Source organism: Azospirillum largimobile (assembly GCF_977007025.2).
Genome location: NZ_CDRMUA020000001.1, coordinates 1,591,746 through 1,603,893 on the forward strand (window position 1 = coordinate 1,591,746; position 12,148 = coordinate 1,603,893).

11 protein-coding genes are annotated in these 12,148 nt (G+C 67.6%); 10 read left to right on the top strand and 1 reads right to left on the bottom strand.

Annotated features, from left to right (window positions below; all coding sequences use genetic code 11):
• The first annotated feature begins 196 nt into the window (after window positions 1-196).
• The 9 genes from ACWPKK_RS07370 to ACWPKK_RS07410 all read left to right on the top strand — a co-directional run bounded on the left by ACWPKK_RS07370 (window position 197) and on the right by ACWPKK_RS07410 (window position 9,091).
• Complete coding sequence (locus ACWPKK_RS07370) at window positions 197-544, top strand: hypothetical protein (protein WP_452002346.1); 348 nt, start codon at window positions 197-199, stop codon at window positions 542-544.
• A gap of 364 nt (window positions 545-908) precedes the next feature.
• A complete protein-coding gene (locus ACWPKK_RS07375; protein WP_452002349.1) occupies window positions 909-1,703 on the top strand; it encodes a YdcF family protein in 795 nt (264 codons plus the stop codon).
• A gap of 132 nt (window positions 1,704-1,835) precedes the next feature.
• The gene (locus ACWPKK_RS07380; RefSeq protein WP_452002352.1) at window positions 1,836-2,798 is read left to right on the top strand and encodes a septal ring lytic transglycosylase RlpA family protein; all 963 of its coding nucleotides are present in this window, start codon (window positions 1,836-1,838) and stop codon (window positions 2,796-2,798) included.
• A gap of 83 nt (window positions 2,799-2,881) precedes the next feature.
• A complete protein-coding gene (locus tag ACWPKK_RS07385) occupies window positions 2,882-4,084 on the top strand; it encodes a D-alanyl-D-alanine carboxypeptidase family protein (protein ID WP_452002355.1) in 1,203 nt (400 codons plus the stop codon).
• A gap of 11 nt (window positions 4,085-4,095) precedes the next feature.
• Window positions 4,096-4,767, top strand: coding sequence for a dTMP kinase (gene tmk / locus ACWPKK_RS07390; RefSeq protein ID WP_452004735.1), 672 nt, complete (start codon window positions 4,096-4,098; stop codon window positions 4,765-4,767).
• Complete coding sequence (locus ACWPKK_RS07395; RefSeq protein WP_452002358.1) at window positions 4,764-5,882, top strand: DNA polymerase III subunit delta'; 1,119 nt, start codon at window positions 4,764-4,766, stop codon at window positions 5,880-5,882. Before tmk ends, ACWPKK_RS07395 begins: the two co-directional genes overlap by 4 nt.
• A gap of 51 nt (window positions 5,883-5,933) precedes the next feature.
• Window positions 5,934-7,484, top strand: a complete 1,551-nt coding sequence (gene metG / locus ACWPKK_RS07400; RefSeq protein ID WP_452002360.1) for a methionine--tRNA ligase — start codon at window positions 5,934-5,936, stop codon at window positions 7,482-7,484.
• Window positions 7,485-7,493: 9 nt separating this feature from the next.
• Window positions 7,494-8,273: a TatD family hydrolase gene (locus ACWPKK_RS07405; protein ID WP_452002363.1), complete on the top strand. Its 780-nt coding sequence runs from the start codon at window positions 7,494-7,496 to the stop codon at window positions 8,271-8,273.
• A complete protein-coding gene (locus tag ACWPKK_RS07410) occupies window positions 8,270-9,091 on the top strand; it encodes an MBL fold metallo-hydrolase (RefSeq protein ID WP_452002366.1) in 822 nt (273 codons plus the stop codon). Before ACWPKK_RS07405 ends, ACWPKK_RS07410 begins: the two co-directional genes overlap by 4 nt.
• A 149-nt stretch (window positions 9,092-9,240) precedes the next feature.
• Here ACWPKK_RS07410 and ACWPKK_RS07415 read toward each other — a convergent pair whose 3' ends face one another.
• Window positions 9,241-10,338: a TRAP transporter substrate-binding protein gene (locus tag ACWPKK_RS07415; protein ID WP_149221889.1), complete on the bottom strand. Its 1,098-nt coding sequence runs from the start codon at window positions 10,336-10,338 to the stop codon at window positions 9,241-9,243.
• 626 nt (window positions 10,339-10,964) lie between these two features.
• On the opposite strand from ACWPKK_RS07415, the gene ACWPKK_RS07420 reads away from it, so the two are divergent.
• Window positions 10,965-12,140 carry an OpgC family protein gene (locus ACWPKK_RS07420; RefSeq protein ID WP_452002369.1) on the top strand — a complete coding sequence of 392 codons (1,176 nt, stop codon included), beginning with the start codon at window positions 10,965-10,967 and terminating at the stop codon, window positions 12,138-12,140.
• Window positions 12,141-12,148 lie beyond the last annotated feature (8 nt).

Sequence of the window (12,148 nt, forward strand, 5' to 3'; positions counted from 1 at the left end):
AAAACCTCGGCATTCTGGCGGCTTTCGGGCGATCCGGACTGGCCGCGGCGGTCGCACTATAGCGGTAAAGCCTTCAGGTAGCACGTCCGCACTGGAAAACCAGCCCCGCCGCCATGGGGGAGTGACGGCCGTCACAGCGATGCCGGGATTGCCGGGACAGACTGTCCCGCATGGATCGCAATGCGGGAGACGGACCATGACCGTCGGGAAGAGCACGGGTCGCGCGGCGGGCGAAGCCTCGGTGAAGGCGCGGCGGGAACTGGCGGCGCTGAACGATGCGCTGACGCTGGCCGAACGGGGGCTGGGCCGCCAGTCGACGGCGGCGCTGATGGCGCGGCTGCTGAGGGTGGCGGCGATGTATCCGCGGTCGGTGGACGACACGCTGATGTGGCAGGTCACCGACCTCGTCACCGGCGACGACGTGTCAGACGCCGTCAAGCTGACGCTGATCCGCATGGGCTGGGCCTCCATCGTCCAGGCGCAGTACCGGGCGCACGGCCTGCGGATGGTGGAGCGGCGGGTGGCGGTGAGGGCGGCGGCGTAAGGTGACGACAGCCCTCTCCCGGGGCGGGTGGGGCAATCGCATATGGGAATTTCGAACGACGACGTCGCGCTTCGGATGCCCTTCTCCCCTTGCGGGGCGGGATCGGCCAAACGCCAACGGCGTTTTGCCGACCCGCGGGTTGGGATGAGGGGTGCGGCGGCCGCAAGGCCGTAGGGAATTATTGGATTTGCCACCCCTCACCCCAACCCCTCTCCCACAAGGGGAGAGGGGCTTTGCGTGCGAACATCCCCTGATGCGATTGCCCTATCCTGGGGGAGAGGGGGATTTGGGCGGGTGAGCCCGGTTGCCCGCGGGCGACCGCCGCGCTTATGCTGGCCTCCCCTCCACGGCCATGGACCGTCCGGTGCTGTCCTTCATCCTGTCGAAGCTGCTTTGGGGCGTGGTGGCGCCGGGCAATGCACTGGTTCTGACGGTGGCGCTGGGGGCGCTGCTGCTGCGGACGCGGCGCTGGCAGCGGGCGGGCAAGCGGATGGTCACGCTGGCGGCGGTCCTGCTGCTGCTGGTCACCTACACCGGGCTGGGCGCGCTGGTGGCGCTGCCGCTGGAGAACCGCTTTCCAAAGGCAGAGCCGGAGGGGCGCATCGACGGCATCATCATGCTTGGCGGCGCCCTCAACCCGCCGATCACCGCCGACCGCGGCGATCCCTCCCTGAACGACGCGGCGGAGCGGATCCTGGGCTTCGCCGACCTCGTCCGCCGCCATCCCGATGCCAAGGCCGTCTTCACCGGCGGGTCGGGCCGCCTGCTGGGGCAGGAATACAAGGAGGACGTGACCGCCCGCGCCGCGCTGGCCCAGGCCGGCATCCCGGACGACCGCGTGATCTACGAGGCGCAATCCCGCAACACCTGGGAAAACGCCGTTTTCAGCAAGGACATGGTGAAGCCGGCGCCGGGGGAGCGCTGGGTGCTCGTCACTTCCGCCATGCACATGCCGCGGTCGGTCGGCATCTTCCGCGCGGTTGGCTGGGAGGTGATCCCCTACCCCGTCGACTACCGCACACGCATCGGCGCCAAGCCCTATCTGCGCTTCGAGTTCGGCCAGAATCTGGTGATCCTGGACGATGCGGTGCGGGAATGGATCGGCTTGACCGCCTATTGGCTGATGGGCCGCACCGAGGCGCTGTTTCCGGCGCCCTGATCTCCGGGATCATATCTCGGCTGTGTCATCGTGTTTCCCGGCGTTTCCGGGCATTGGCGCGGCCGTGCCACTCCGCTAGAGTGCCGCCGCCTTGGCGGTTCGAGGCGACCGGGAGATCGAGGGGTTTGGCGGATGCGTCGCTGGCGCGGGGTGGGCAGGATCGTCGTGCTGGTCGGCGTGGCAACGCTTGCCGCCTGTGCGCAGAAACCGGCCGGCACCGGCTCTGGCCTGCCGACCAGCGGCATCTACAAGGTGGGCAAGCCCTATCAGATCGCCGGCGTCTGGTATTATCCCAAGGAAGACTACACCTATGACGAGACGGGCATCGCGTCCTGGTACGGGCCCGGCTTCCATGAGAAGAATACGGCCAACGGCGAGATCTACGACCAGGACGAGCTGACCGCCGCGCACAGGACCCTGCCGATGCCGAGCCTGGTGCGCGTCACCAATCTGGACAACGGCCGGGCCATCGTGGTGCGGGTGAACGACCGCGGCCCCTATGCCAATGGCCGGATCATCGACATGTCGCGCCGCGGCGCCCAGCTGCTGGGCTTCGACGGTCCCGGCACGGCGAAGGTCCGCGTGCAGATTCTGGCGGAGGAGAGCCGGGCCATCGCCGCCGCCGCGCGCCAGGGAACCCCGGCGCCGCTGCTGGCGGAGATCGACGGCCCGCCTCCGAAAGCCGCTCCGCGCGGCCGGATCGAGGTGAGCGGGCCGGTTACCATGGTGTCGGCCTCGACGGGTGCGCCGCGCCCGGCGGTGGTCGGCGCCCCGGTGCCGCCGCCCGCCACCGTCGCCGGCAGCATGTCGGACGGCCGGTTCGTGCCGGCACCGGTGGTGGCGCAGATGCCGGTGAAGCCGCGGGAGTCGATCTATGTGCAGGTCGGCGCCTACGGCAGCGAAGAGAATGTGGCAAAGGCCCGCGCCCGGCTGTCCGCCATGGGCCAGCGCGCCAGCGTAAGCCTGACGCGGTCGGGCGGCATGTCCCTGCATCGCGTCAGGGTCGGGCCGCTGGACAGCGTCGATCGTGCCGACACCCTGCTCAACCAGATCATACAGGCCGGCCTTACGGAGGCCAAAATCGTGGTGGATTGAACCGGCCAGCCGATATCCACTGTGATCGCCCCCGACCGCTCTGCCGAGCGCCTGTGACCGAGTGCCCTTGGAGGATTGTTGCCATGAACGCTGTTGTCGTCCGCCTGTGCGCCGTTTTCGGCCGTTCCGTTGCCCTTTCGGTTGGAATGGCGGCCGGGATCGCGATGGCCGGGGCCACGATAGGCGCCGGCATGACCGCGGCCTCCGTCCATGCCGCGACCATCGACACCATCGCCAAGCAGGCGATCCTGGTCGATCTGACCTCCAACACCGTGCTGTTCGAGAAGAACGCCGACGAGCGCATGGCGCCCTCGTCGATGAGCAAGATCATGACCGCCTACCTGACCTTCGAGGCGATCAAGGCCGGCCGCCTGACGCTGGAGAGCACGCTGCCGGTCAGCGAGCGGGCGTGGCGGATGCAGGGCTCCAAGATGTTCGTGGAGCTTCACAACAACATCAAGGTCGACGACCTGATCAAGGGCATGATCGTCCAGTCCGGCAACGACGCCTGCATCGTGCTGGCCGAGGGGCTGGCCGGGTCGGAAGGCTCCTTCGCCGAGCAGGCGAACCGCAAGGGGCGCGAGCTTGGGCTGAAGGGCAGCAACTTCGTCAACTCGACCGGCTGGCCCGACCCCAACCACTACATGACCGCCCGCGATCTCGCGATCCTGGCCGAGCACCTGATCAAGGACTACCCGGAATATTACCACTATTATTCGATCCGGGAGTTCAAGTACCACGGCATCAACCAGGGCAACCGCAACCCGCTGCTGTATCGCGGCATGGACGTGGACGGCATGAAGACCGGCCACACCGATGCCGGCGGCTACGGCCTGACCGCGTCGGGCGAGCGCGAGGGGCGCCGCTTGCTGCTGGTGGTCAACGGCCTGCCCAGCATGCAGGCGCGCGCCGACGAATCGGCCCGCCTGATCGAATGGGGCTTCCGCGAATTCGCCTCCTACACGCTCTACAAGGGTGGCGAGACGATCGAGCAGGTGCCGGTCTGGCTGGGCGAGCAGGAAACCGTTCCCGTCACCGTGCCGCAGAACCTGAGCGTCACCATGGGCCGCGCCGACCGCCCCGGCATGAAGGTGTCGCTGGTCAGCAACGCCCCCGTCGCGGCGCCGATCAAGAAGGGCGACACGGTGGGCAAGCTGGTGATCTCCGCCCCCGGCTTCCCGGGCAAGGAGGTGCCGGTGGTGGCCGCCCAGGACGTGCCGAAGGCCGGCATCTTCGGCCGCGCCTTCGCCGCCGCCAAGTATCTCGTCTTCGGCAGCAGCCTGTGACCGTGACGACCATGCCGACCTCCTCTCATCGCGGCCGCTTCATCACGCTGGAAGGCGGTGAAGGGGCCGGCAAGTCGACGCAGCTGCGCCGGCTGGCCGACACCCTGCGGGAGGCCCTGCGCGCCCGCGGCGCCGAACTGGTGACGACGCGCGAGCCGGGTGGATCGCCGGGGGCCGAGGAGATCCGCGGCCTGCTGGTGACCGGCGAGACCGGCCGCTGGAGCCCGGTGACGGAGGCGCTGCTGCACACCGCCGCCCGCCGCGACCATCTGGAGCGCAGGGTGTGGCCGGCACTGGAAGCCGGGAATTGGGTGCTGTGCGACCGCTTCTTCGACAGCACCATGGCCTATCAGGGCTACGGGCTGGGGCTGGGGCGCGATCTGGTGGAGACCCTGCAGACTGCGGCGCTGGGCGGCTTCCGCCCCGACCTGACCCTGATCCTCGACATCGACGTGGAGACGGGGCTGCGCCGCGCGGTGGCGCGCCATGGCGGCGAGGACCGCTATGAGCGGATGGACATCGGCTTTCACCAGCGGCTGCGCGACGGCTTCCTCGACATCGCGCGGCGGGAGCCGGAGCGCTGCGCCGTGGTGGATGCCGACGCCGATTTCGACACCGTGCAGGCCCGCATCTGGGACGCGGTGTCCGGGCGGCTGGGGCTCAATCTGGAGCCGGCGCCGTGAGCAAGGCGCGCACATCGGCATCCGCCGCCCCGGCCGCGGAGGAGGCGCTCGCCCCCCGGCGCAATCCCGACCTCGTCGGGCATGAGGACGCGGAACGGCTGCTGCTGGAGGCGTGGAACTCCGGCCGGCTGCCGCATGCCTGGCTGATCGGCGGGACGCCCGGCATCGGCAAGGCGACGCTGGCCTTCCGCTTCGCCCGCTTCGTCCTGGCGCAGGAGCCGCCGGGCGACAGCCTGTTCGGTGGGAATGCTCCGGTCACGTCCCTGCACATCGGGCCGGAGCATCCGGTGTTCCGGCGGGTGGCGTCGGGCGGCCATGCCGACCTGCTGACCGTCGAGCGCCAGCGCGACGAGAAGAAGGACCGGCTGAAGCGCGACATCGCGGTGGACGACGTGCGCAAGATCGGCCCCTTCCTGCGCCGCACCTCGGCGGAAGGCGGCTGGCGCGTCGCGGTGATCGACGGCGCCGACCGCATGAACCTGAGCGGCCTGAACGCCATCCTGAAGATCCTGGAGGAACCGCCGCCCGGCGCCCTGCTGCTGCTGGTCAGCGACAATCCCGGCGGCATGCTGCCGACCATCCGCTCGCGCTGCCGCAAGCTGACGCTGAAGCCGCTGCCGGAAGAGACGGTGATCGACCTGTTGGGCCAGCACCGGCCGGACATCGCCGCCGACGACCGCCCGGCGCTGGCCCGTTTGTCGGAGGGCAGCGTCGGCCGCGCCATCGATCTGGCCGATGCGGGTGGGTTGGCGCTCTACCGCGAGATGATCGGGCTGCTGTCCGACCTGCCGCGCATCGACATCGTCGCGGCGCACGCCTTCGGCGACAAGCTGACCCGCAAGCAGGACGACGGGATGTTCGAGACGGCGACCGAACTGCTGGTCTGGTGGCTGGCCCGCTTCGCCCGCTCGCTCGCCCGCGGGTCCTGGCCGGCGGAGGTGGTGCCGGGCGAAGCCGCCCTGATGACCCGGCTGGCCAACGCCCGCGGTCTTGAACGTTGGGTGGAGGTGTGGGAAAAGGTTCAGCGTCTTTTCGCGCGCGCGGAATCCGCAAACCTGGACCGCAAGCAGGTGGTCCTGAACGCCCTGTCGGCGCTGGAAACGGCAGCCGCCTAGGGTTATTTCAGAACCTGCCGGTTGAACCTGACTTGAAAGAAAGTGCCGCAAATGGCCGGGCCGAAGACCTTCTACCTGACGACGCCGATCTATTACGTGAACGACGTGCCGCACATCGGCCACGCCTACACGACGCTTGCCTGCGACGTCCTCGCCCGGTTCATGCGCCTCGACGGCTATGACGTGAAGTTCCTGACCGGCACCGACGAGCACGGCCAGAAGGTGGAGAAGTCGGCGGAGAAGGCCGGCATCCCGCCGCAGGACTTCACCGACCGGGTGTCGCAGAACTTCCGCGATCTCGTGTCGCTGATGAATTATTCCAACGACGACTTCATCCGCACCACCGAGCCGCGCCACGTCAAGTCGGTGCAGGCGCTGTGGACGGTGCTGAAGGAGAAGGGCGAGATTTACCTCGGGTCCTACGCCGGCTGGTATTCGGTTCGCGACGAGGCCTTCTACGGCGAGGATGAGCTGACCACCAATGCCGAGGGCAAGAAGATCGCCCCCACCGGCGCCGAATGCGAATGGGTGGAGGAGCCGTCCTACTTCTTCAAGCTCTCGGCCTGGCAGGACCGGCTGATCGAGTTCTACGAGCAGAACCCGGACTTCATCGCACCGGCCGGCAAGCGCAACGAGGTGATGTCCTTCGTCCAGTCGGGGCTGAAGGACCTGTCGGTCAGCCGCACCACCTTCAAGTGGGGCATCCCGGTACCGGGCGACGACGCCCACATCATGTATGTCTGGCTCGACGCGCTGGCGAACTACATCACCGCCGTCGGCTATCCCGACACGACGGGCGAGTATGCCAAGTACTGGCCGGCCGACCTGCACATGGTCGGCAAGGACATCCTCCGCTTCCACGCCGTCTATTGGCCGGCCTTCCTGATGGCCGCCGGCCTGCAGCCGCCCAAGCGGGTTTTCGCCCATGGCTGGTGGACGATCGAAGGCCAGAAGATGTCGAAGTCTCTGGGCAACGTCATCGCGCCGGACGCGCTGGTCAACACCTACGGCCTGGACCAGACCCGCTATTTCCTGCTGCGCGAAGTGCCGTTCGGCAATGACGGCGACTTCTCGCACAAGCAGATGGTCAACCGGATCAACGGCAACCTCGCCAACGATTACGGCAATCTGGTGCAGCGTGTCCTGTCGATGATCGGCAAGAACTGCGGCGCCGCCGTGCCGACGCCGGGCGAGTTCACGGAAGCGGACAACGCGCTGCTGGGCTCCGCCTACGGTATCCTCGACATCGTCCGGGCGGAGATCAAGGCGCAGGCCTTCCACAAGGCGCTGGATGCCATCTGGGCCGTGGTCGGCGATGCCAACCGCTATGTCGACGAACAGGCCCCCTGGGCACTGAAGAAGACCGATCCGGCGCGCATGGCCACCGTGCTGTATGTGCTGGCCGAGACGATCCGCCATCTCGCCATCCTGACCCAGCCGGTGATGCCGGACAGCTCCGCCAAGATCCTCGACCTGCTGGCGCTGGGGCCGGACGCGCGCGGCTTCGGCACGCTGGGTCCGTCGGGGGCGCTGGCCGCCGGCACGCCGTTGCCGACGCCGCAGGGCGTCTTCCCGCGCTATGTCGAAGAACCGAAGGCCTGAGTTTCCCTTATGCTCGTCGACAGCCATTGCCATCTCGACTTTCCCGATTTCGCCGAAGAGCTGGACGCGGTCGTCGACCGCGCCCGGCAGGCCGGCATCGGGCGGATGGTCACCATCTGCACCTACATCAGCCGGTTCGACCGCATCCTGGCGGTCGCGGAACGCTATGACGACATCCTCTGCTCTGTCGGGGTCCATCCCCACCAGGCGGCGGAGGAGTTCGCCATCACCACCGTCGACAAGCTGGTGGAGCTGTCGCGCCATCCCAAGGTGATCGGGCTGGGCGAGACCGGGCTCGACTATTTCTACGACAAGAGCCCGCGTGACCAGCAGCAGGAGTGCTTCCGCCGGCACATCCGCGCCAGCCTGGAAACCGGCCTGCCGCTGATCATCCACACCCGCGACGCCGACGACGACACCATGCGCATCGTCAAGGAGGAAGCGGCCGGACAAAAGGTGAAGGGGCTGCTGCACTGCTTCAGCTCCGGCCGCGCGTTGGCGGAGGAGGCGGTGGAGTACGGCTTCAGCCTGTCGCTGTCGGGGATCGTCACCTTCAAGAAGTCGGAAGACCTGCGCGCCATCGTGAAGGACGTGCCGATCGACCGCATCCTGGTGGAGACGGACGCGCCCTACCTTGCGCCGATCCCCTTCCGCGGCAAGCGCAACGAGCCGGCCTATGTTGCCCACACCGCGGCCTGCGTGGCCGAGGTGAAGGGCGTCTCGGCCGAGGAACTGGCGCGCGTCACCACCGACAACTTCTTCCGCCTGTTCGACAAGGCCGCTGCATGACGGTGGACGGCGCATCAACCGGCGTTTCACCGGGCGCGATGCGCGTGACCGTCCTTGGCTGCGGCGGGTCGCGCGGCGTTCCGGTAATCGCCGGGGTGCCGGGCGGCCAGTGGGGCCGCTGCGATCCCACCAATCCAAAGAACCGCCGCATGCGCCCGTCGGTACTGGTCGAGCGGGATGACGTGTCGGTTCTGGTCGACACCTCCCCCGACCTGCGGCAGCAGCTGCTGGACAGCGGCTGTGCGCGCTTGGACGCCGTGCTGTGGACCCACCAGCATGCGGACCATTGCCACGGCATCGACGAGTTGCGCGAGATCTGCCGGCAGATGCATGCGCCGATCGACGCCTATGGCTGGGACGAGCATCTTCGCGACATTGAAATCCGCTTCCCTTACTGCTTCGATCCGCTGCCCGACGGCTATCCCTTCTATCGCCCGGTGCTGAGGTCGCACCGCATCGACGGGCCCTTCAGCGTGAAGGGGCTGGAGGTGGCGCCGTTCGAGCAGGACCACGGCTATATGCGGACGGTGGGCTACCGGTTCGGCGGCTTCGCCTATTCGACCGACGTGGTGCGACTGGACGAGCGGGCCTTCGCGGCGCTGGCGGGGGTGGACACCTGGGTGGTCGATTGCGGCCGGATCGAGCCGCCCCACCCGGTGCACGCGCATCTGGCGCTGACGCTGGAGTGGATCGAACGGGTGCAGCCGCGGCGGGCCTATCTGACCCATATGGACAACACGATGGACTACGACAGCCTGCGGCGGATTCTGCCGGAGGGGGTCGAGCCGGCGTATGATGGGATGGTGGTCGAGGTTTAGGTGTCGGCTGACGAATGCCCCCACCCCTGCCCTCCCCCGCTGGGCAGGGGAGGGAGAACGTCGCAGAGCGGCGGAAGTCCCCTCCCCTGCGAAGCGGGGGAGGGTTAGGGTGGGGGCAACCGAAGACGACTCCCCCACCCAAAAACTCCTTACTTCTTCTTCTCAAGCGGCGGGGCCGCGTAGACGAAGCGGTCGAAGCTGTATTCGGCGACGCGGAACCACAGATACTCCTCCTCGCGGAACTTCTTCCACGCGTCGTAGATCTTGCGGAACTTCTCGTTCTTCGCGGCCTCTTCCTCGTACACCTCGATGGCGGCCTGATAGCAAGCCTGCATCACCTCGTTGGGGAAGGGACGCAGCTGGGTGCCGGCGGCGACCAGACGCTTCAGCGCGGTCATGTTCTGGACGTCGTACTTGCCCAGCATGTCCAGCGTCGCGTCGGAGCAGGCCGCGTGCAGCGCCGCCTTGTAGGCCGGCGGCAGCGATTCGAACTTCTCCTTGCCGAACATCATGGAGACCTGCGGGCCGCCTTCCCACCAGCCGGGATAGTAGTAGTACTTGGCGACCTTGTTGAAGCCGAGCTTCTCGTCGTCATAGGGACCGACGAACTCGGCGCCGTCGATGGTGCCCTTTTCCAGCGCCGGATAGATGTCGCCGCCGCCGATCTGCTGCGGCACGACGCCCAGGCGGGCCATGATGGTGCCGGCATAGCCGCCGATGCGGAACTTCAGGCCCTTCAGGTCTTCGACCGACTTGATTTCCTTGCGGAACCAGCCGCCCATCTGGGTGCCGGTGTTGCCGGCGCCGATGGCGACGAGGTTGTGGCCGGCGAAGAACTCCGCCATCAGCTCCTTGCCGCCGCCATGGGTCATCCAGGCGTTCTGCTGGCGCGCGTTCAGGCCGAACGGCATCGCCGCGTCGAAGGCGAAGGTCGGATCCTTGCCGACGTAATAGTAGGAGACGGTGTGGCCGCACTCGATCGTGCCGTCCTTGACCGCGTCCAGAACCTGGAGCGCCGGGACGATTTCACCGGCCGCGAAGACGCGGATCTGGAACTTGCCGTCGGTCAGCTCGGCCACGCGCTTGGACACGAACTCCGCACCGCCGTAGATGGTGTCGAGGCTCTTCGGGAAGCTGGAGGCGCAACGCCACTTGATCTCGGGCGAGGACTGCGCAATGGCGGGGGCGGCAAGCGTGCTGGCGGCGACGCCCACACCGGCCGAGGTCAGAAATGCACGACGTTTCATCCAGAAGCTCCCTTTGTCCGTTCTCTGTTATGCGTTCTTGTTGCCGGACCGGGGTCAGCCGGCCCGCAACCGGACAAACCGGACCCTCGACGGGCCCGGACGGCACCGGTTGAGCGGGAAAAGCGGGAGTGGTGGGATGCAGCCCGGCCGGATGCACGCTTGACCAGATGCATGCTCGGCCGGCCCGGACGGCGCATCGGGGACACCGTGAAAGCCCACGCGCCTGCACATTGGCGGCACGACCGTTCCCGGTCTCTGCTTGCGCTCCCTCCCATCCATCCGGGTTTGCGGCCGGCCTGTCGGCCGATCCGTCCCAGCTTTCTTTCGCTGATCGGATTATGCAGGAAGCGAATGGTCGGGATCAAGCGTGAAGCGGAATTGACGTCCATATTTCAGAGGTTTAACGCTGCGGCGCGAAGCCGCGGGTTCCATTCAACCACCACGGCCGGACGGTGTCGGCCGTGGGTCCGGCGGCATTGCTTCTCGACTCCGCCGCCGCTGCCCCCATCTGTTGCAGGCACGGCCGAGGACCCGGAGGAATGATCCCTGGAAAGGATGGGCGGCGGAGCTTAAGACCGTGCCGGCGTGTTGTTGGGGGGGAGCGGGACCTTGCGGGTTGGACGGCCATGAGAGACGTGACTGTGGCGGAGCGTGGGGCGGAGACTGCCGCGGCGCGTGACCTGCGGCTGGACTTCTTCCGCGGGCTGGCCCTGTGGTTCATCTTCGTGAACCATATCCCGGCCAACCAGATTTCCTGGCTGACGCCGCGGAATTTCGGCCTGAGCGACGCCACGGAGATCTTCGTCTTCATCTCCGGCTACACTGCGGCGCTGGTCTATGGCCGGACGCTGGACCGGCAGGGCATGCCGATGGCGGCGGCACAGGTGCTGCACCGCTGCTGGACGCTCTACGCCACCTACATCATCCTGTTCTTCGCCTTCACCGCCCAGATCGCTTACACCGCCCGCGCCTTCGACAGCCCGCTGTTCGCCGAGGAGATGGGCATCGCCGGCTATTTCCAGGATCCCGTCACCGCCCTGACGCAGGCCCTGCTGCTGAAGTTCAGGCCGGCGAACCTGGATGTCCTGCCGCTCTACATCTTGCTTCTGCTGGCCTTTCCCCTGCTGCTGCCGGCGCTGCGCCGCCGGCCGCTGGCGGTCCTGGCCGGCTCCGCCGCGGTCTATCTGGCGGCCCGGCATTGGGGATGGAACCTGCCCACCCACCCGGACGGCGGCGTCTGGTACTTCAACCCCTTCACCTGGCAGCTGCTGTTCGTGGCGGGTGCGGCGTTGCAGTTCCGGCCGGACTTGCGCGCCCTGCTGACCCGCTTCCGCCTGCCGGTGATGGTCACCGCGGGGGCGATCCTGCTGGCCGGCCTGTACCTGACCCTGTCCTGGAAATTCGCCCCGCTGCACGCCCTGATCCCCGATGCGGTGACGGAGATCCTCTACCCCATCAGCAAGACCGACCTCGACCCGCTGCGCCTGCTGCATTTCTTCGCGCTGGCCTATGTCGTGCTCCGGCTGGTGCCGGCCGGGGCGTCCTGGCTGAACGGATCGCTGGCCGCACCGGTGCTCGACTGCGGGCGGCAGTCGCTGCAGGTGTTCTGCCTGGGCGTGCTGCTGTCCTTCGCCGGGCAGACCGTTCTGGTCCATGTCAGCGGCTCGCTTTCCGCGCAGTTCCTTGTTACCGTGCTGGGCATCGCCACGATGGTGCTGCTGGCCCGCTTCCTCGGTTGGTACCAGTCGGCCGAACGGGCACGTCGCCACAGGGTCGCGGCCAACAGGAATGTGGGTGCATGAGAGGACGG